Source organism: Nocardia aegles (assembly GCF_052545135.1).
Map to the genome: position 1 here is coordinate 41,800 of NZ_JBQWRI010000001.1, position 18,116 is coordinate 59,915.

General features: G+C 69.3%; 21 protein-coding genes. 6 read left to right on the forward strand and 15 right to left on the reverse strand.

The annotated features are described in order from the left end of the window. Positions 1-312: 312 nt before the first annotated feature. On the reverse strand, positions 313-615 hold the full coding sequence (locus tag ACT89H_RS00180; RefSeq protein WP_445106411.1) for an NAD-dependent epimerase/dehydratase family protein: 303 nt from the start codon (positions 613-615) through the stop codon (positions 313-315). Positions 616-799: 184 nt separating this feature from the next. Here ACT89H_RS00180 and ACT89H_RS00185 point away from each other — a divergent pair, with 184 nt between their 5' ends. Next, positions 800-1,600, forward strand: a complete 801-nt coding sequence (locus tag ACT89H_RS00185; protein WP_445106412.1) for a PIG-L deacetylase family protein — start codon at positions 800-802, stop codon at positions 1,598-1,600. 283 nt (positions 1,601-1,883) lie between these two features. Here the strand turns inward: ACT89H_RS00185 and ACT89H_RS00190 are convergent, their stop codons facing one another. Further along, the gene (locus tag ACT89H_RS00190; RefSeq protein WP_445106413.1) at positions 1,884-2,492 is read right to left on the reverse strand and encodes a malonic semialdehyde reductase; all 609 of its coding nucleotides are present in this window, start codon (positions 2,490-2,492) and stop codon (positions 1,884-1,886) included. Between the two features lie 26 nt (positions 2,493-2,518). Further along, on the reverse strand, positions 2,519-2,938 hold the full coding sequence (locus tag ACT89H_RS00195) for a nuclear transport factor 2 family protein (protein WP_445106414.1): 420 nt from the start codon (positions 2,936-2,938) through the stop codon (positions 2,519-2,521). Positions 2,939-3,108: 170 nt separating this feature from the next. On the opposite strand from ACT89H_RS00195, the gene ACT89H_RS00200 reads away from it, so the two are divergent. Together ACT89H_RS00200 and ACT89H_RS00205 are read left to right on the forward strand one after the other, a co-directional pair. Beyond that, positions 3,109-3,891 (forward strand): SDR family NAD(P)-dependent oxidoreductase, encoded by a 783-nt coding sequence (locus ACT89H_RS00200; protein ID WP_445106415.1) that lies wholly within the window; start codon positions 3,109-3,111, stop codon positions 3,889-3,891. Positions 3,892-3,906: 15 nt separating this feature from the next. After that, positions 3,907-4,383, forward strand: a complete 477-nt coding sequence (locus ACT89H_RS00205; protein WP_445106416.1) for an acetyl-CoA carboxylase biotin carboxyl carrier protein — start codon at positions 3,907-3,909, stop codon at positions 4,381-4,383. On the opposite strand, the gene ACT89H_RS00210 is transcribed toward ACT89H_RS00205, so the two are convergent. Beyond that, positions 4,344-4,778, reverse strand: a complete 435-nt coding sequence (locus ACT89H_RS00210) for a lipocalin-like domain-containing protein (protein WP_445106417.1) — start codon at positions 4,776-4,778, stop codon at positions 4,344-4,346. The two genes, ACT89H_RS00205 and ACT89H_RS00210, sit on opposite strands and share 40 nt — an antisense overlap. A gap of 29 nt (positions 4,779-4,807) precedes the next feature. Further along, on the reverse strand, positions 4,808-5,302 hold the full coding sequence (locus tag ACT89H_RS00215; protein ID WP_445106418.1) for a luciferase domain-containing protein: 495 nt from the start codon (positions 5,300-5,302) through the stop codon (positions 4,808-4,810). Between the two features lie 102 nt (positions 5,303-5,404). On the opposite strand from ACT89H_RS00215, the gene ACT89H_RS00220 reads away from it, so the two are divergent. Then, positions 5,405-5,779, forward strand: coding sequence for a winged helix-turn-helix transcriptional regulator (locus tag ACT89H_RS00220; RefSeq protein WP_445106419.1), 375 nt, complete (start codon positions 5,405-5,407; stop codon positions 5,777-5,779). Positions 5,780-5,803: 24 nt separating this feature from the next. On the opposite strand, the gene ACT89H_RS00225 is transcribed toward ACT89H_RS00220, so the two are convergent. From ACT89H_RS00225 to ACT89H_RS00255, 7 genes are all read right to left on the reverse strand, one after another. Continuing rightward, the gene (locus ACT89H_RS00225; protein WP_445106420.1) at positions 5,804-6,565 is read right to left on the reverse strand and encodes an alpha/beta fold hydrolase; all 762 of its coding nucleotides are present in this window, start codon (positions 6,563-6,565) and stop codon (positions 5,804-5,806) included. A gap of 2 nt (positions 6,566-6,567) precedes the next feature. Then, complete coding sequence (locus tag ACT89H_RS00230; protein WP_445106421.1) at positions 6,568-7,821, reverse strand: FAD-dependent oxidoreductase; 1,254 nt, start codon at positions 7,819-7,821, stop codon at positions 6,568-6,570. Then, entirely contained in the window at positions 7,809-8,774 is a 966-nt protein-coding gene (locus tag ACT89H_RS00235; RefSeq protein WP_445106422.1) for an MBL fold metallo-hydrolase, read from the reverse strand. Before ACT89H_RS00235 ends, ACT89H_RS00230 begins: the two co-directional genes overlap by 13 nt. Next, positions 8,732-9,670 carry an aromatase/cyclase gene (locus ACT89H_RS00240; protein WP_445106423.1) on the reverse strand — a complete coding sequence of 313 codons (939 nt, stop codon included), beginning with the start codon at positions 9,668-9,670 and terminating at the stop codon, positions 8,732-8,734. Before ACT89H_RS00240 ends, ACT89H_RS00235 begins: the two co-directional genes overlap by 43 nt. A gap of 76 nt (positions 9,671-9,746) precedes the next feature. Beyond that, a complete protein-coding gene (locus tag ACT89H_RS00245) occupies positions 9,747-10,001 on the reverse strand; it encodes an acyl carrier protein (protein ID WP_445106424.1) in 255 nt (84 codons plus the stop codon). Continuing rightward, entirely contained in the window at positions 9,998-11,236 is a 1,239-nt protein-coding gene (locus ACT89H_RS00250; protein WP_445106425.1) for a ketosynthase chain-length factor, read from the reverse strand. Before ACT89H_RS00250 ends, ACT89H_RS00245 begins: the two co-directional genes overlap by 4 nt. Then, positions 11,233-12,501 carry a beta-ketoacyl-[acyl-carrier-protein] synthase family protein gene (locus ACT89H_RS00255; RefSeq protein WP_445106426.1) on the reverse strand — a complete coding sequence of 423 codons (1,269 nt, stop codon included), beginning with the start codon at positions 12,499-12,501 and terminating at the stop codon, positions 11,233-11,235. Before ACT89H_RS00255 ends, ACT89H_RS00250 begins: the two co-directional genes overlap by 4 nt. 197 nt (positions 12,502-12,698) lie before the next feature. Here ACT89H_RS00255 and ACT89H_RS00260 point away from each other — a divergent pair, with 197 nt between their 5' ends. Further along, a complete protein-coding gene (locus ACT89H_RS00260) occupies positions 12,699-14,387 on the forward strand; it encodes an acetyl-CoA carboxylase carboxyltransferase subunit alpha (protein WP_445106427.1) in 1,689 nt (562 codons plus the stop codon). Between the two features lie 10 nt (positions 14,388-14,397). Continuing rightward, entirely contained in the window at positions 14,398-15,747 is a 1,350-nt protein-coding gene (locus ACT89H_RS00265; RefSeq protein WP_445106428.1) for an acetyl-CoA carboxylase biotin carboxylase subunit, read from the forward strand. A gap of 28 nt (positions 15,748-15,775) precedes the next feature. Here ACT89H_RS00265 and ACT89H_RS00270 read toward each other — a convergent pair whose 3' ends face one another. The 3 genes from ACT89H_RS00270 to ACT89H_RS00280 form a co-directional block, all read right to left on the reverse strand. Beyond that, a complete protein-coding gene (locus ACT89H_RS00270; RefSeq protein ID WP_445106429.1) occupies positions 15,776-16,642 on the reverse strand; it encodes an AfsR/SARP family transcriptional regulator in 867 nt (288 codons plus the stop codon). Between the two features lie 183 nt (positions 16,643-16,825). Next, on the reverse strand, positions 16,826-17,500 hold the full coding sequence (locus tag ACT89H_RS00275; RefSeq protein WP_445106430.1) for a class I SAM-dependent methyltransferase: 675 nt from the start codon (positions 17,498-17,500) through the stop codon (positions 16,826-16,828). Positions 17,501-17,604: 104 nt separating this feature from the next. Beyond that, positions 17,605-17,808, reverse strand: coding sequence for a hypothetical protein (locus ACT89H_RS00280; RefSeq protein WP_445106431.1), 204 nt, complete (start codon positions 17,806-17,808; stop codon positions 17,605-17,607). Between the last annotated feature and the right edge of the window lie 308 nt (positions 17,809-18,116).

An 18,116-nucleotide genomic window follows, 5' to 3' on the forward strand; every position in this document is an offset into this window, starting at 1 on the left:
GTCCGTGCCAACGGCGCGACCGCGGCACAGATGTTTCTGACGGTGGATCGAAAGGTTTGCGCGCGACGGTGGTTCGCCGCACGGACGCGACCGGTGCCGCGACACAGAGGATTCGACGAGCAGTACCGCGCGGATCAACCTTCTCGACAACACGCGTCCCGGTACGGGCTTGGCGAATCCTGTTCCCGCGCGTTTGAATTGATGTGTCGAGGATTTGCCATGTCCGAGGAAAGGGGCCTGTCATGGGCACCGTCGAAATCGCGATCACCATCGGCCGCATCGTGGACACCCTGCAGAAGGCGCTGATTCTGCTCATTCTCTGAGCAATCCCGCTTCCCGGGTCCGCCGATGAAGGTTGTCCCGAAAGTACACGACCGATTCGGCTACATCGATCTTGGCGGCGAAGTGCAGGACGCCGTCGAAGCCCGCCGTCGGGGTGAGTACGTCGGCGACGCGGTGGATCGACAGTTCGTGGAACGCCGCGCGCGCCGGAAGGTTCGTCGCGAAGCCGGTGGACCGGTCGTCGAGAATCTCCACTTCGTGGCCCGCGTCGAGGAGTTGGTGCGCGACGACGCTGCCGATGTCCCCGGCGTCGCCGGTGACGAGAAGCTTCACGGACGTCCTCTCTTCTGGGTGGCCCGGCGTAAGACCTCACGGCAGGCGCGGCTGTCAGCAATTTCCCAGCGCACCACCGGGCTCCCTCGAGATCCCGGGCCGAGGATCGTCGGCACGGTCGAGGTCCCTCCGGCGGCCCGACGTGCCCAGAGCTAGCTGGGAATGTCTTTGGCACACTGGTGCGATGGCGACCGTTGTGGCATTCCACGCGCACCCCGACGACGAAACGCTGCTGACCGGCGGAACGCTGGCCGAGCTGTCCGCCGCCGGGCACCGAACTGTCATCGTCGTGGCCACCGATGGCCACATGGCCGATCTGGACGGCCGGAAGGCGCTGCGGCTGAGCGAGTTGGAGGCCAGCGCCGCCGCCCTCGGAGTGCACCGCGTAGTGCACCTCGGTTACGCCGACAGCGGCCACGGCGCGGTGCTGTACGCCGACCCGCCGGACCGGATGCGTTTCGCCCGCGCCGATATCGAGGACGCGGCGCGGCGGCTCGCCGCGATCCTGCGCGAGGAGAACGCCGAGATCCTGCTCAGCTACGACCGCAACGGCGGGTACGGGCACCGCGACCACGTCCGCGTGCACGAGGTGGGCAAACGCGCGGCCGAATTTGCCGGGGTGGCGCGCGTGCTGGACGCCACCCTGCCCCGCGACGGCTACACCCGCCTGCTCCGTTCGCTGGGGCGGTTGGGCTTTCCGCTCCGCTACGACCTCGCGGATCTCGACTCGCTGTACAGTCCGCGTTCGGCGATCACCCATCGGATCGACGTCTCCGCCCAGGCCGCCCGCCGCAAGACCGCCCTGGCCGCCCACCAGTCGATCATCGAGGGCACCAGCCGCTTCGCGGCCATCGCGAAGGTGCTGCTGCGCACACCGACCCCGGTGCTCGCCCGGGTCATGCGCTGGGAGTGGTTCGCCGAGGAAGGCGCCACCGCTGCCTCGGGAGCTCCACTCGACGACATCTTCCGGCCCGCCTCCCGCTGAGCGGTCGGCGGTGATCCGGCCTTTGTGTCGGAACCACCCGCGATCCCCGTCGCTACGCAGGCAGTGCCGATCAGCCGCCCCGGCCCCGGGCTGATTCGACTACACCGCAGGTCGCGACGCGACCGGGCGATCCGATCTGCCCGATCGCCGGCGGGCTGCGGTGGACCTGTGCGTTCCCGGCGGGTACCGGTGCGGATGTACCACGGCCCGTGGGCCGCCCGGTCTTCGACGGTCACACCGCGCACTGTGCGGCCGGGCGGCCCTCGTCACTCGCTCGCCCGGATCACACCGTGCTGACCACCTCCGCGTACTCCAGTCGCGGTGAACGCGGGAACCATGCGTTCTGGCCGGGTTTGCCGATGTTGACCACGACGAGGCCGGTGTTTTCACCGCCGGGGAAGAAATCCTCGTCCAGGCCCGCGCCGTCGAAACCGGTCATCGGGCCCGCCGCCAGCCCGGCGGCGCGGACGCCGAGGATGAAGTAGCCGATCTGGATCAGCGCGTTGCAGCGCGCGGACTCGGCACGATAGCCGGGGTCGGCGAAGTAGTCCTTGGCCTCCGGAGCGTGCGGGAAGACCTTGGGCAGGTGCTCGTGGAAATTCAGGTCGGCGGCCAGGATCGCCGACAGCGGCGCGGCGGCGGTCTTCGGCTTGTTGTTGTCGATCATGTGGGTGACCAGCCGCGCCCTGGCCTCCGGGCTGCGCACCAGAACGACCCGCAGCGGTTGCTGGTTCATCGACGTCGGTCCGTATTTGACCAGCTCGTAGATATCGCGGATCTGCTCGTCGGTGACCGGCTCAGCGGTGAAGGCGTTCGCCGTGCGAGCCTCCCGGAACAGCAGGTCCTGGGCGTCGGCGGCGAGCGTGAGCAAGGCAGGCTGAACGGAATTCACGGTTTCTCCTCGAATGGTAAGTCGGATCAGTCGTGGACGACGCGCCGCGACCGGGTCAGCAACCCGCCGTCGGCGCGGACGAGCACGTCGTGCACGACGCAGCTCGGCGCGATCTCCGGCTTGCTGTTCGGACGGATCTTCACCACCAGGCAGTAGGCGGTGGACACGATGGTCCCGTCGTCCTGCGGTTGCAGGTTGATCATGTTGAACCAGTGTCTGCGCTGCATCGGGTCGGTTTCGAAGCGCTTGTGGAATTCGACCAGGTCGGCGACGATTCCCGCCCTGGTTCGAGCGGGTGGAATGCCAGGCGTGTGCTCGAACTCGGCGTCCTCGGTGAAGGTCGCGGCGTAGCCGGGGATGTCGCGGTTGTCCAGCCGCTGCATCTGCTCGGCGTAGAACTGCTGGACCTCGGCGTACAACTCGGTGCGGCTGGCGACGGTGGTCATGGTTGCTCCTGTGGTCGCGGCGGGGCTCGGCTGCACGCCAGCGTGGTACACGCCGCTAGAGCCCCGGTTGAGCCGAGTCCGGCACGCGGTTGACCGGATCTATAGGACGCGGGTCGACCCTGGTGGTCGAGAAGCCCGGCGAGTTCGGAAGTTCGACCGATGGAGGAGTCATGGCGGAAAATCGGCGCGTCGCGCTGGTCACCGGAGCGACCAGCGGAATGGGCCTGGAGATCACCAAAAGTTTGGCGGCCAAGGGCATTGCGGTGTTCCTCTGCGCTCGCGATCAGCAGCGGGTGACCGACACGGTGAAGAGCATGCAGGATGACGGTCACGAGGTGGACGGCACCGTGTGCGATGTCGCCGACGCCGCCCAGGTCCGCGAGTACGTCGACGCGGGTGTGCGGCGCTACGGACCGATCGACATCCTGATCAACAACGCGGGCCGCAGCGGTGGCGGCGTCACCGCGCAGGTATCCGACGACCTGTGGTTCGACGTGATCAACACCAACCTCAACAGCGTGTTCCTGATGACGAAGGCGGTGCTGAACGCGGGCGGCATGCTCGAACGTGGCAGCGGCCGCATCGTCAACATCGCCTCCACCGGCGGCAAGCAGGGCGTGGTGCACGGGGCTCCGTACTCCGCGTCCAAGCATGGTGTGGTCGGCTTCACCAAGGCGCTCGGCCTCGAACTGGCCAAGACCGGGATCACCGTGAACGCCGTGTGCCCCGGATTCGTGGAGACGCCGATGGCCGAGCGGGTGCGCGAGGTGTATTCCGGGCTGTGGGGCGTGGATACCGACGAGGTGCACGCCCGGGTCAGTGCGCGGGTGCCGATCGGCCGCTATGTGCAGCCGTTCGAGGTGGCGGCGATGGTGGACTATCTGATCGGTCCCGGGGCGGGCGCCGTCACCGCGCAGGCGCTGAACGTCTGTGGCGGGCTGGGCAATTACTGACAAGGAGGGACGGCGATGACCGCAGTGGAGGAGAACGCCCGCACCACCGGACACGAGGACTATCTGCGGGTGCTGGAGGCGATCCAGACCGGCGCGTTGCAGTTGCTCGCGGGTTTTCCGCGACAGCCGAGCGCGCTGCGCTTCCAGGTGGGGGAGGTGACCGTCGAGGCCGAGTGGGCCGAAGCCGGCCCGCCGGTGCCCGCACCGCTCGCGGTGGCCGCGGTGGAAGCCGTCGCGGCGCCGGAGGTGCTCGGTGCGGTTGTGCGCGCCCCCAGCGTCGGCGTGTTCTATCGATGCCCCGAGCCGGGCGCGGACCCGTTCGTCGCGGTCGGCGACCGGGTGAGCGCCGGGCAGCAGGTCGGCATCGTGGAGGCGATGAAGTTGATGATCCCGGTGACGGCCCAGGCCGGCGGTGTGATCACCGGAATACTGAAGGAAGACGGCGAACCGGTTCAATTCGACGAGCCCCTGTTCTCGTATTCCCCGGAATGACGGTCCGGTTCCGGCGGGCGGCTGCGACGCCAGGTGAGCACCCGGCGTTGTGTCCGCCCGCCGACCTGTGCGGCGCCGATCAGCGTCAGAACGTCGCCGTTCAGCGACATCTGCCGCACCTGCTCGGTCCGCGCCATGGCCGGGTTGGAACACACGCTGATCGCGTGCACCACCTCCGCGCCGGTGCGCCGCCAGGTGCCCGCGTATCCCATGAATGGAGTGACTCCCGCGGCCCCGTCCGTGCGCATCATGCTCACCGACATGGAGCCGTGCGCGTCGTAGATCAGCAGGCCGCGCGGTGCGTCGCCGAGTGGTCCCCGGCTGGTGATGCCCTGCTCGTCGATGTCGTAGTAGGACAACAGTTCCCAGGTGCCGACAAGATCGGTTGCGTGCATGACACCGACGATGACTGCCGCCGCTCTAATCACGCTGTAGTCGGCCGGGCGGCGAAGCCGTGACTTATTCGCACCAGCTGCCAGACGACCTCCAGCTCCTCGCGATCGCGCGGCCCGTACACCATCACCAGGGTGCCCGGCAGGTACCCCTGCCGCGCCATCGGATGCGACTCCGCCCATCCCTGCGAAACAGCCTGCGCTACCGCGTCTTTCGGCAAGCACATATGCAGGCTGCCGTCCCCGTGCCCGTGCAGGTGGGCGAATTCGGTGCCGGCGAGGTACGCCTCGCCGGGCCCTTGGGCGATCGTCGGCCGCAGGTGCAGGGCCCGGGTGTCGGGTAGGGAGACTCCGCTGCGGCCGAGCAGGACGCCGTCGAGCGTGGTCATCCGCGACCACAGCTCCTCTTGCAACTCGGGCGGCGCGATCTGGTCGAGCTGCTGGTGTGGATTGTGCGCACGGGTGCGTGGCCGGTCGCCGGAGCGCCGCGGCAGATCCAGGCGGCCGTCCGTTGTTGTCGTCGTCATGACTGTGCTCCCTTCGGTTTCGCGTGCTCGCTTCCCCTGGGAACAGATTACTTTCCAAAGTATAGTAGTAACCAAGAGGAAAGTGACTTACCGGGAGGACGTATGCCAGCCGCGCCGGGAACGCCCGTCGATCCTTGTCCGATCACACCCGTCATCGACCTGGTGTTCGGCCGCTGGTGCACCCAGGTGCTCTGGGTGCTCACCCACGACGGCAAGCTGCGCTTCACCGAACTGCAACAGCGCATCCCCGGCTTGACCCCCAAGGTCCTCACCCAGCGCCTGCGTCAGCTCGAACGCGACGGTCTGGTCGCGCGCACCTACCATCCCGAGGTCCCGCCGCGCGTCGAATACGAGGCGACGCCGCTGGCCAGAACGCTCACCCCGGTGTTCGGCAGCATCGTGGCCTGGTCTTCCCAGCACCTCGGCGAGGTCCTCGCGGCGCGCGCCGCCTATGACATGGGGGAGACAGCGGGCTGAGATCCGGTGGATGCCAGCCGGTGGCTAGGGCGCCGGTGCCGGCCGGACGGAGCGTTCGAGCAGGCATCCGGCCAGCTCACGCGGCATCGTGATCATGCAGTCGTGCCCGGTGGGGAGTACGTGCAGGCGGCCGGGAGGCAGATCCGCCGGCGGCAGGGTACGCGGCATGGCGGCGCGCATCGCTTTGAAGTCGTCGCCGCCATCGCTGCAATAGACGTGCCGCACCGGGATCGCCTCCAGCGCAGCGGGATTCGTCAGTGTCATCGGCTGCTGGAAGGTCTTCAGCGATTGCGGCGTCTGCAGGGACGCCAGCCAGCTGAGATCGGGTTCCGCCGTGACGCCGTACAGGCCGCCGTCGCCGGTCGGCTCGGTTTGCGGCGGCACCAGCCAGCCGTCGCCGGTGGCGGCCGCCGCGGCGGCGAAGGCGTCCACCATGCCCGGCATGATGTCGGACACCGCTTCGCCGTCACGGGGCACGAAGGTGTCGAGGTAGACGAGTTCGGCGATGCGGTCCGGCACGGCGTCGGCCAGCGCGGTGACGACGATGCCCGCGTAGCTGTGGCCCACCAGGACGATGTCGGTCAGATCTTCGGCGGTGACCAGGTCGAGCAGATCCTGAACATGGGTGTCGAGGCCGACGTCGGGGCTGAGCAGGTCCGCGCGGTCGCCGAGACCGACCAGCGAGGGGGCCAGGACACGGTGCCCCGCCGCTTCCAGCAGCGGAGTCACCCGCTGCCAAACCCAACCGCCGTGGAAGGCGCCATGAATGAGCAGGTAAGTCGACACGATCAGTTCTCCCTGAGTTTCGTGAGGGCCGTGCGGGTTTCGGTCGCGGGCGGCACCGGCTCGGGCCGGATGCCGACGCCGATCACCCGGGCCACCAGCCGGGGCAGGCGCGGGAAACGGCGCAGCAGCCGGACCAGCAGCGGCTTGTCGGTCCCGGGTCGTCCCGCGCTGGGGTAGAGGTCGGCCAGCAGGTGCAACTGCGCGAATTGCACCACGCGCATGGGGAATTCGCGGCGGCGCTGAACGGTGCGCAGCTGGGCCGTGGACGCGGTCGCGCCCGTGGCGAGGATCGGCGCGAGCAGCCGGGCGGTCGCGATGGCGTCCTGCACCGCCAGATTGATTCCCACCCCGCCCGCCGGGGACATCGCGTGCGCCGCGTCCCCGATCGCCAGCAGCCCGGGGCGGTACCAGCGGCGCAGCCGATCCACCCGGACGTCGAGCGGTTTTACGTCGTCCCAGTCCAGGATCTCCGCGTCCAGACGCGGCGCGAGCACGGGATAGATGGCGGACAGATCCGCGCGGAACCGCGCCAGCCCCGCCGCGCGGATCGTCGCGAAGCCGCCCTTCGGAATCATGTACGCGACCTGCAAGTAGTCGCCGCGATCGATGCAGACGACGAAGAATCCCTTCCCGCTGCGCACCGTGGGCAGGCGCTCGCCCTCCGGCTTGCCGACGCGGAACCAGAGCACGTCCATGGGCGCCGCGGTGGCGGCGACTTCGAGCAGTCCCGACCGGCGCACGATCGAATGCCGTCCGTCGGCCGCGATCACCAGATCGGCGGCGACTTCCAGCCGACCACCGGCCGTCTCGGCGCGCACGCCGACCACCACGCCGTCACGCTGGATCAAGTCGGTGACCTCCGCTTCCCGCACCAACCGGAAGCCGGGGTAGCGCCCGCCCGCCTCGGCGAGGAAATTCAGCACGTCCCACTGCGGCATGAACGCCACGAACGGGAAGGGCCCGGGCAGGGCACTGAAGTCGGCGAACACCACGGGACCGGTGGCGGTCGCCATCGGCAGCTGGGGCAGCTCGACGTGCGGCAGCGCGAGGAACTCCTCGGCCAAGCCGAGTTCGCGCAGCGCGAGCAGGGTCGAGGTGTGCACGGTGTCGCCCCGGAAATCCCGCAGGAAGTCCGGATGCTTCTCCAGCACGAGCACCGCCACGCCGGAGCGTGCCAACAGCAGGCCGGTCATCAGGCCGGCGGGCCCGCCGCCGATCACGCAGACCCGCACGGATTCGGTGCTCACGCCAGGCATGCCGGCACCTGCCCGCCGTTGTAGAGCACCATCTCGTCGAAGATCGCGAGCACGTCCAGCGGCTCACCGGGCTCGCCGCCGGACAGTTCCGCGTCCGCGCGATACAGGTTGCCGACCAACCGCTCCTGATCGACCAGATCGGCGAACTCACCGTGATCGGCCTCCAGCGCGATCGCCAGCGGGGTCAGCCCGAGTGCGCGTCCCTCCCTGGCGAGGTCCTGTACCCAGCGCAGGTAGCGCAGCGTCTGGTCGAAGATCTCCGGGCCGGTGACCGGGCCGTGTCCGGCGACGACCGTCTCGGCACCCAGCGCGGCCAGCCGCCGGATCGCGGTGATCGAACCGCTGACCGACCCCATCAGGCAGAACGGCGCCGCGCCCGCCATCACCAGGTCTCCGGCGAACAGCACGCGTTCCTCCGGCAGCCACGCCACCACGTCGTTGGTGGTGTGCGCGGCCGTGCCGAAGTGGAGGAGCTCCGCGCGGCGTTCGCCCAGATGCAGGGTCAGGTGATAGCTGAACGTGATGCTCGGCAACGTGACCCGCGCATCGCCCCATTCGACGTCCGGCCACAGCTTCGTCAGCGCCAGGCCGGTCTCGATCATCTCGGGCCGGATCCGGTCGTGGCCGACCACCACGGCGGCCGGGCCGAACAGATGGTTGCCGAAGTTGTGGTCGCCGTGATGGTGGGTGTTCACGATGGTGCGGGCCGGGCCGGTACCCAGCCCGCCGACGAACTCGACGAGCGCCCGGGTGCGCCCTTCCGTGGCCAGCGTGTCGATCACCACCGCGCCGTCCGGTCCGGTCAGCACGCCGGCGTTGCTGACGCACCAGCCGCCGCGGCTGTGGGTGTAGGCGTAGACGCCGTCGGCGATCTCGCGCACCTGCGGTGTCGCGGCCGTCTCGGTGGCGGTCATGTCGGCGACTTCGTCGTCGCGGCATAGCGTTGCGCGCACCGCAGGGTATTGCGGCTGTTGGCCGACAGCGCTTCGGTGAGGTACGCGCGGGCGTCGGCGAGCTCGGTATTCGCCCCCAGGGTCGCGCGCGCGGCCTCGGGATCGATCGCGACCGTGTGCCGCGCGGTCACCACCGCGCCGTCCGGTCCGTCGGCGAACTCCCAGGCACCGCTGTGGCCGAGCAGGATCGCGGGCGGCACCAGCTGCTTGTAATCGATTCGTTCGCCGGACACACACACCCGGATCGACTTGGTGGTGTGCGGGATACCGCCCGCCGTCACCGTGTCCATCTCCATCAGCTGCACGCCCTCGGCGTCTTCGGTGAGTTCGATCCGGCCGACGTGTGGCACCTGCTCGGGCCAGCGTTCGCTGTGATAGACGAAGTCGTACGCCTCGGCGGCCGAGCACTCCAGCGTCACGGTGTCCTCGAAGGTGTGGATCACCTCGTCCACCGGGTGGCCGAGCTCGGCGATGCGGCCCAGCGCCGCGAGCTCGATCACGCTGTTGCGATCGACCGACGCGGCGACCTGCGCGGCATCGGCCCCGTCCAGCACCGTGAAGTGGTGGTCCAAGGTGACTTTCGTGGCGCCGGGGCCGATCTCGCGGAACGACCAGCCGCCGCCCATCGACGCGATCGGCGCGTGGCTGCGTTCCTGCTCGAAGGCGATCTGGCGCTGCTCGGCGTCCAGCACTCGCCGCGACGTCCAGTTCTGCACCGCGCCGCCGACCCTCGCCCACAGCCGGAAGCGCTCCTCGTCCGGCCCGCGGTGCAGATGGCGCACCAGCACGCTCGGCTCGAAGATCACCGGCCACCTGGTCACGTCGGCGACCAGGCCGTAGACGACCTCGGGCTCGGCCTGCACCACTCTCGTGTGGCTCATCACCTCGGCGCTCATGCCCTGTCCTCCATGACGTGCGCGCGGCCCTGCGTGGTCACGCCGCGCTGCCTGCTGCGGCCCTGGCCCCGCCCGCTCATGCCGCGCCTTGCAGTTGGGTGTTCACGATGTCGACCAGCTCTTGCGGCGTCTTGACCTCGACGAGTTCTTCCTCCGGGATCGTCACGCCGAACTCGCGCTGAATCCGCGCCGCGGTCTCGATGAGCGCGAGCGAGTCGTAGCCCAGCTCCTCGAATTCCACGGTGGCGATGTCGCCGCCGAGTTCGGCGAGGTCCTCGCCGCCCGCGCAGTCGACCAGAATCTGGCGTAGCTGGGTGATGGTCATGGTCATGATTCGCTCCTCGGCAGATCTCGATCGGATACGGCGCGCACGACGACCGCGGAGTTGAAACCCCAGCGCCCGCGGGCCAGGACGAGCGCGCCGCCGACGGTGGCGGAGCGCGGGTCGCCGAGTACCAGATCGATCCGGCAGTCCTCGGCGAGCGTGGTGGTGTGCGCGGTCGGCGGAATCACCGAGTCGCGCATCGCCAGCAATGCGGTGACGACGTCGAGTGGACCCGCGCCGGAGAACAGACGCCCGGTCAACGGTTTCGACGCGGTGACCGGAACGCCGCCCGGCCCGAACAGCGCCTCGATGGCGGCGGCCTCGTCGCGGTCGCGATCGGGTATGCCGGAGGCGTCGGCGAATACGACAGCGATGTCACCGGGCGTCATCGCGGCGTCGGCCAGCGCGAGTTCGGCGGCGCGGCGCAGCCCCGACGGCCGGCCGGAGCCCGGCGGCGGGTCGAAGGTCGACGCGTACCCCGCGATCGCGCCGTGCACCTTGGGGACGCCGCGGGCCCGCGCGGCGGCGGCGTCTTCGACGACCAGCATCGCTCCGCCTTCACCGGGCACGTATCCGGCGGCGCGGGCGTCGAACGGCAGATACGCGCGATCGGGGTCGGTCGCGGTGCTCACCCCACCGCTGGACAGATGCGAGGCCCATCCCCACGGATCCAGCGCCGAATCGACCCCGCCGGTGACCACCAGCGGCGTCCCGCGCCGCACCGTGCGCCGCGCATGGCCGATCGCGTCCAGGCCACCCGCCTGCTCGGCGACCAAGGCGCTGCTCGGCCCGCGCATGCCGTGCCGGATGGAGATCTGGCCGGTGTTGACCGCGTAGAACCACGCGAAGGACTCGTAGACGCTGACGTGCTCGGAGCCGAGCGACCACAGCTTGTTGAACTCGCGATGGGTGAATTCGAAGCCGCCGGAGGAGTTCCCGGTGACCACGCCCATGTCGTAGTCGGTCATCGCCGCCGTGTCGACCTTCGCGTCGTCCAGCGCCCACTGCGCGGCGACCAGCGCCATCCGGGTCGAGACGTCCGTCTGCGGCAGCAGCCGGCTCGGCAGGTGCGCGCCGGCGTCGAAATCGGCCACCTGGCCGGCCAGGCGCGCCGCCGAGCGGCTGGTGTCGAACCGGGTGAGCGGCGCGATGCCGCCGCGCCCGGCCAGCACGGCGTCCCAGAAACGCTCCACGCCCGTTCCGTTCGGCGCGAGCACTCCCATTCCGGTCACGAGGATCATGCCGCCACCGCCTCCGCCTTGCGCAGCACCATGGCGCTCTGGAAGCCGCCGAACCCGCTGCCCACGGTGAGCACGGTGTCCATCCTGTGGTCGCGGGCGACCAGCGGCACGTAGTCCAGATCGCATTCGGGGTCGGGTTCGTGCAGGTTCGCCGTCGGCGGCACTACCTGGTATTCCAGCGCGAGCAGCGAGGCGGCGATCTCCACCGAGCCGATCGCGCCGAGCGAATGCCCGACCATCGACTTGATCGAGCTCATCGGTGTGACGTAGGCGTGCGCGCCGAGACTGCGCTTCACCGCGGCGGTTTCGTGCCGGTCGTTCTGCCTGGTGCCGGAGCCGTGCGCGTTGATGTAATGCACGCCGGTCGGGTCGATCCTGGATTCGTCGAGCGCGACCCGGATCGCTTCGGCCATCTCGCGGCCGTCGGCCTTGAGGCCCGTCATGTGGTAGGCGTTGCACCGGGTCGCGTACCCGGAGATCTCGGCGTAGATGTGCGCGCCGCGCCTGCGCGCGCTCTCGTACTCCTCCAACACGAACATCGCCGCGCCCTCGGCGAGCACGAACCCGTTGCGCGAGTTGTCGAACGGCCGCGAGGCCACCTCCGCCTCGTCGTTGCGCGGAGTAGTCGCTTTGATCGCGTCGAAGCAGGCCACCACGATCGGAGTGATGGGCGTGTCCGACGCGCCCGCCACCATGACGTCGGCCGAGCCCTCGCGGATCAGCTGCACCGCGTGGCCCACCGAGTCCAGTCCCGACGTGCATCCGTTGGAGACCATCGCCACCGGCCCCTCGGCGCCCACGCTCCAGGCGACCTCCGCCGGCATCACGCTGGGGATCATGTAGTCGAACATGTGCGGAGTGAGGTACGTCTCGTCGACCAGCCAGTTCTTCCCGGAATCCGACAACACGAGGTATTCGCGCTCCAGGCTGGTGGCCGCGGCGACCGCACTGCCGAGGCTCACGCCGAGCCGGTGTGGGTCGACCGCGGCGAGGTCGAGACCGCTGTCGACCACCGCCTCCCGCGCGCAGACCACGGCGAACTGCACCGCCCGGTCCATACGCCGGATCTCTCTGGGGGACAATCCTTCCCCGGCCGCGTCGAAGTTCGCTTCGCCGGCCACCTGGGACCGATACGGCGAGGCGTCGAAGAACGAGATCCGGCGGGTGGCGGTGCGGCCCTCGGACAGCAGCTTCCAGAACTCGTCCTTGCCCGACCCGCCGGGCGCGCGGACGCCGAGCCCGGTGACGACGACGCGGCGGCTCATCGCGGACCACCGGATGCATTGAGGTTCATGGCGTTCTCCCTTCGATGGTGCGATCGAGCATCGGCGGCGGCCCTCGAACCTCGCTCGAGCGAGTGAGTCGAGTTGTTCTCGAGCGGTGCGGCGCAGGCTGTCGCTGTGATCACCCGGCCGGCGCCGCCCGGACCGATCACCCGTTCCCGAGCAAGGAGACACGCGTGATGAAGTCAGCACACGGCCGAGACGGCGCCGCGGACTGGGTGCTCTGCCCGGCATGCCTGATCCCGCTGTACGGCAAGCGGTTCGCTCGCGACCTCGGCGTCTGCGGCGAATGCGGCAGGCACACTCCGATCACCGCGCAGCAGCGCATCGAGCAGCTCGCCGACCAGGGACGCTTCGAGCCGCTGCCGGTCGCCGCCACCGACGAAGACCCGCTGACCTTCACCGATACCAAGCCCTACCCGGACCGGCTGGTCGCCGCGCGTGCCCGCACCGGCATGCACGACGCGGTGCTGTGCGCGCTGGCCACCATCGAGGGCAGGCCGGTGGTGATCGCCGCTATGGACTTCCGCTTCCTGGGCGGCAGCCTGGGCACCGCGGTCGGCGAGATGATCACCGCGGCCGCCGAAACCGCGCTGGCCCGGCGTCTGCCGCTGATCATCGTCACGGCGTCGGGCGGCGCCAGGATGCAGGAGGGCCCGCTGTCGCTGATGCAGATGGCCAAGACCAGTGCGGCGCTGGAGCAACTGGACCGGGCGGGCATCCTCACCGTCAGCCTGATCACCGACCCCACCTACGGTGGTGTCGCGGCCTCCTTCGCCACCCTTTCCGACGTGCTGATCGCCGAACCGGGCGCCCGGCTCGGGTTCGCCGGGCGGCGCGTGATCGAGCAGACCATCCGCCAGGAGCTGCCGCTCGAGTTCCAGACCGCCGAATTCCTGCTGGAACGCGGTCTCATCGACCTGATCGTGCCGCGCGCGGGCCTGCGCCAGGCGCTCGGCGCACTGCTGCGGGCGGCGGGGCCGGTCGATCCCGCCGAGACATTCGTCCCCGCGGACGCGGGAACGATCACCGATCCGGCCCGCATTCCCGCGACCGATCCCTGGGCGCAAGTGCGCCGGGCTCGGTCTCCGCAACGGCCGACCGCGCTGGACTACTTCGCCCTCGTCTTCGACGAGTTCCGCGAGCTGCGCGGCGACCGGATCGCCGGCGATTGCGCCGCGGTGGTCGGCGGGACGGCGCGGCTCGGCGGGCGGCCGGTCATGGTGATCGGCCACCAGAAGGGACACGATCCCAAGGAGTTGATGGAACGCAACTTCGGCATGCCGACGCCGGCCGGCTATCGCAAGGCGGCGCGGTTGATGCGGTTGGCGGAGAAGCTCGGGCTGCCGGTCATCACCTTGATCGACACGCCAGGCGCCTATCCGGGCGCGACCGCCGAGGAGCAGGGGCAGGCGATCGTCATCGCGGAGAACATCCGGTTGATGTCCGCGTTGCGGGTGCCGGTGATCAGCGTGGTGATCGGCGAGGGCGGCAGCGGCGGAGCCCTGGCGCTCGGGGTCGCCAACCGGGTGCTGATGTTCGCGAACGGCACGTACTCGGTGATCAGCCCGGAAGGCTGCGCCGCGATCGTCTGGAACGATCCCGCCGCCGCGCCTGCCGCCGCGGCCGCGCTGGCGCTGACCGCCCGGGACCTGCTGCGACTCGGTGTGGTCGACGCGGTGCTGCCCGAGCCGGGCGACGACGTGGGCGCGGCTCCCGTGGCCGCGGCCGAACAGCTGCGCCGCGCCCTGGCCGCGACCCTCGGCGAACTCGCCGGTCGCAGCGGTGCACAGTTGGCCGACGAGCGCCGCGCCCGGTTCCGGCGCTTCGGCGCGCGGCAGCAGGTCCTGGTCCGGTCGGTCGCGTAGGAGTGGCGTCATGTTCGAAAAGGTCCTGATCGCCAACCGCGGTGAGATCGCGCTGCGGGTCGCGCGCACCTGCCGCGAACTCGGGGTGCGCACCGTGGCGGTGTACTCGGTCGCCGACGCCGAGTCGGCGGTGGTGCGTTTCGCGGACGAGGCGCTGCAGATCGGTCCGCCCGCGGCCAAACGCAGTTATCTGAACGCCGCTGCGATCCTGGCCGCCGCCGATCTCACCGGCGCGGACGCGATCCATCCCGGCTACGGATTCCTCTCCGAGTCAGCGGATTTCGCCGACGCGTGCCGAGCGGCCGGCATCACGTTGATCGGGCCGCCCGCCGACGTGATGGCCCAGCTCGGCGACAAGCAGTCGGCGCGCACGCTGATGGCGAAGGCGGGGCTGCCACTGCTGCCGGGCAGCCTCGATCCACTCGAACTCGACGAGGCGCACGCGCTCGCGGACTCGATCGGTTACCCGGTGATCGTCAAAGCCGCCGCGGGCGGCGGCGGACGCGGCATGCAGGTGGTGCACGAGAGCGCGGCCTTCCCGGGCGCCTATCAGGAGACCAGGGCAACGGCGCGAATATTGTTCGGCGACAGCCGGGTCTACCTGGAGAAGTACCTCGCCGCCGCCAGGCACGTCGAGATCCAGGTGCTGTGCGACGCCTACGGCAACGGCGTGCACCTGGGGGAACGCGACTGCTCGGTGCAGCGCAGGCACCAGAAATTGATCGAGGAATCGCCGGCGCCGCTGTTGCCGGACGGTCTGGCCGAGCGAATGGGCGCGTCCGCCGTGCACGGTGTGCTCGAAGCCGGCTACACCGGGGCGGGCACCGTGGAATTCCTGGTGGATCGGGACGGGAATTACTATTTCATGGAAGTGAACTGCCGAATTCAGGTGGAACATCCGGTGACCGAAATGGTCACAGGGATAGATCTCATCGCCGAGCAGATCCGAGTCGCGGCGGGAGAACCGCTCGGCATCACGCAGCAGGATATTGTTCTGCGTGGCGCGGCGATCGAATGCCGGATCAATGCCGAAGACCCTGCCGCCGAATTCGCTCCCGCCCCAGGAATCCTGGCGGAATTCACTCCGCCCGGCGGTCCGTTCGTCCGGGTCGACACGCACGCCCACGCCGGTTATTCGATACCTCCGCACTATGATTCGCTGCTGGCGAAATTGGTGGTATGGGCGCCGGACCGCGACCGGGCGCTGGCGAGAATGCGCCGGGCGCTGGCGGAATTCCGGATCTCCGGCGCCCGCGTCGCGACCACCCGGGATTTCCTGTGCGGGGTGCTCGACCACCCGGCCATGCGCGCCGCCACGCACACCACCGGCCTGGTGGACGAACTCGTCGGGCGGGACTGAGCGCGCGGGACGCTCACCCTGCCCGGCGTCAGGCGGTCTCGGCGGCGGCGCCGAACTCGGGGGAGTACCAACCGATCAGGTAACCGGCATGGCATCTGTTGAGCATCGCGCTAACCGAGTCGTCGGAGGCGGCCAGGATGTCCTGGTGCAGCTTCTTCAGCTTCTGGCACGGGTCGAGCCCCAACTCCTCTTGCATGGACCTGCTGAACTGCTGATAGGAGGCCAGGGCGCGGGCACGCTGTCCCGAGCGGGACAGGGCGAACATGTAATACGCCTGCAGCCGCTCGTGCAGCGGGTGCTGCACGGTCAGCCGTGCCAGGTCTGGGCAGACCTCGCGGTGCCTGCCCAGCCGCAACTCCGCCTCCACCCGCAACTCGATGTTGGCCAGCCGCAGGTGGTCCAGATGCGAGATCTCGCCGGCGAGCGGAATGCCGCCCTCCACGTCCACCAGCGCGGGACCGCTCCACAGCGCTTCCGCGGCGCTGAACAGATCCACCGCGCGCTCGTCGTCGCCGGTCTTGGCGGCGCAGCGCGCGGCGGCGGACATGGACTGGTAGTCGCGCAGGTCGAACACACAGTCCTGTACGTCGAAGGAATAGCCCTTGCTGCGCGTGCGCAGAAAGCGTTCCGTCACCTCGTTCTGCCGCACGCCGAGCTGCTCCGCCATCTTCTTGCGAATTCCGAGCACATATGTCTGCACGACCGTCACTGCGCTGCGCGGCGGATCGTCGTTCCACAGTTCTTCGATCAGGGTCGGTACCGGGACCACGGTGTCGTGTCGAACCAAGAGTAATGCCAGCAATTGCCGCTGCTTCTGCGCAGTCGGCGTTGCATTGTGATTGTTCAGGGCAAGCGTCAATGGACCTAGCACGCGAGCGCATACTGGATATTTCACTGGGAACTCTCCTACGGGCGATTTTCCCCCCGACCGACGTGAGATTCTCGATTGCCACCGCGTTGTAGGCTGTGTCCACAGTAGCGAGAAACCCGTATCGACGCCGTGAATCCTGCGTAATATCGGAGTTAATTCGGCCCGCTGTTGCGCCGAATTCCCCTCGGCTGCAAGGAGATTCGCCTGCTATTTGCGGAACCGTCGGCTACGGCGAATTCGTAAGATGTTGTCTTTACGCGTGCCCGGCTGCCCCTCCGGGCCCGGATGCGCACGCTCGACCACCTCGTCCACTTCCACCTGCCATTCGGCCGGGTCGAGCGCTAGACCGGCGCGGACCTCGGCCGTGGTGGGAAAATGCAGGTCGACGGGTGGTTCCAGCACCCAGGAAGGCCATTGCGCGTGCCCGACGATCAGCAACAGCCCGCCGGGCGCCACCGCGTCGGCGGCCCGGCCCAGGATGCGTGTCCGTTCGCCGTCCTCGGCCGCCGGTGAGTGCAGATACTGCGCCGTGACGAGGTCGAAACGTCCGGCGGGAAAGGTGCGATCCAGATCGTGCCGCTGCCAATCGATGTCGCCGGACAGTCCCTGCCGGGCCGCGTTGGTCCTGGCACGAGCCAACGCGGTCTCCGACACGTCGACCGCCGTGACCCGCCAGCCGCGCTCGGCCAGCCAGATCGCGTCGGCGCCCTCGGCGCAGCCCAGATCCAGCGCGGTGCCGGGCGGAAGAGCTTCGATCTCGCGGACCAGCAGGAAGTTCGGACGTCCCGACCAGATCTGGTCGCGCTCCTGGTAGAAAGCCTCCCAGTACTCGACGGTCGTCGACGCCGTCCGGTCGGGGTGGTGATGGGGTGTCGCACGCATAGGTCCCACCATCCAGCCGGTCGACCGGAACGGCAAATATCGTTGCCGGTTCGGCAACTCCGCTGCGGTCGTCGGCCCGTACTCCGGCCGGCGTCGCCCGTGCATCAGCGGTCGTCGAGCGGGTCGCGCAGGATCATGCCCTCGGCCGCCCGCAGCCGCGTGGTCATGGTCGTCAGCAGATCGACGGAGTCCTCGGAGAGGCCGATGGCCGTGTGCAGCAACCTGCGCAGCCGCGGACTGGTGAGCCGGCCGGCGAGGGTGTTGTCGTGTTCGGTCGGTTCGGCGTCGAACTGTCGGTCGAGATTCACGAGAAGGTACTCACAATCGGTCATCGGGCCCCCAGGAAACCATGGTGGAAGCGGCGCTCGTGCCCGGAACGACGTACGGGCACGGGCGGGAGCGTTCCGGGGCGCAGCGTACATGGCAAACGGTCGGTCGCTGGACCGGGTCGAAATGGGTGCATGTGATCTCCGTACCGCAGTCGGGTCGGCTCCTCCGTGCCGTGGCCGCGCCCGCTCCGGTGCCGGGATCGTGCCCATTGTTCCACTCGCCGTGCGCAATTCGATGAAGTGGCCCCCGTCAGCGCAGGCTGTGGACCTTCTGGGCGCGCGGAAGC

Excerpts from the sequence above, each read along its gene's own strand:
- ACT89H_RS00230 (WP_445106421.1), bottom strand. The coding sequence starts at position 7,821 with ATGCCTGGCGTGAGCACCGAATCCGTGCGGGTCTGCGTGATCGGCGGC.
- ACT89H_RS00250 (WP_445106425.1), bottom strand. The coding sequence starts at position 11,236 with ATGATCCTCGTGACCGGAATGGGAGTGCTCGCGCCGAACGGAACGGGC.
- ACT89H_RS00260 (WP_445106427.1), top strand. The coding sequence starts at position 12,699 with ATGAAGTCAGCACACGGCCGAGACGGCGCCGCGGACTGGGTGCTCTGC.
- ACT89H_RS00210 (WP_445106417.1), bottom strand. The coding sequence starts at position 4,778 with ATGCACGCAACCGATCTTGTCGGCACCTGGGAACTGTTGTCCTACTAC.
- ACT89H_RS00275 (WP_445106430.1), bottom strand. The coding sequence starts at position 17,500 with ATGCGTGCGACACCCCATCACCACCCCGACCGGACGGCGTCGACGACC.
- ACT89H_RS00195 (WP_445106414.1), bottom strand. The coding sequence starts at position 2,938 with ATGACCACCGTCGCCAGCCGCACCGAGTTGTACGCCGAGGTCCAGCAG.
- ACT89H_RS00215 (WP_445106418.1), bottom strand. The coding sequence starts at position 5,302 with ATGACGACGACAACAACGGACGGCCGCCTGGATCTGCCGCGGCGCTCC.
- ACT89H_RS00200 (WP_445106415.1), top strand. The coding sequence starts at position 3,109 with ATGGCGGAAAATCGGCGCGTCGCGCTGGTCACCGGAGCGACCAGCGGA.
- ACT89H_RS00255 (WP_445106426.1), bottom strand. The coding sequence starts at position 12,501 with ATGAGCCGCCGCGTCGTCGTCACCGGGCTCGGCGTCCGCGCGCCCGGC.
- ACT89H_RS00205 (WP_445106416.1), top strand. The coding sequence starts at position 3,907 with ATGACCGCAGTGGAGGAGAACGCCCGCACCACCGGACACGAGGACTAT.
- ACT89H_RS00265 (WP_445106428.1), top strand. The coding sequence starts at position 14,398 with ATGTTCGAAAAGGTCCTGATCGCCAACCGCGGTGAGATCGCGCTGCGG.
- ACT89H_RS00185 (WP_445106412.1), top strand. The coding sequence starts at position 800 with ATGGCGACCGTTGTGGCATTCCACGCGCACCCCGACGACGAAACGCTG.
- ACT89H_RS00240 (WP_445106423.1), bottom strand. The coding sequence starts at position 9,670 with ATGAGCGCCGAGGTGATGAGCCACACGAGAGTGGTGCAGGCCGAGCCC.
- ACT89H_RS00220 (WP_445106419.1), top strand. The coding sequence starts at position 5,405 with ATGCCAGCCGCGCCGGGAACGCCCGTCGATCCTTGTCCGATCACACCC.
- ACT89H_RS00245 (WP_445106424.1), bottom strand. The coding sequence starts at position 10,001 with ATGACCATGACCATCACCCAGCTACGCCAGATTCTGGTCGACTGCGCG.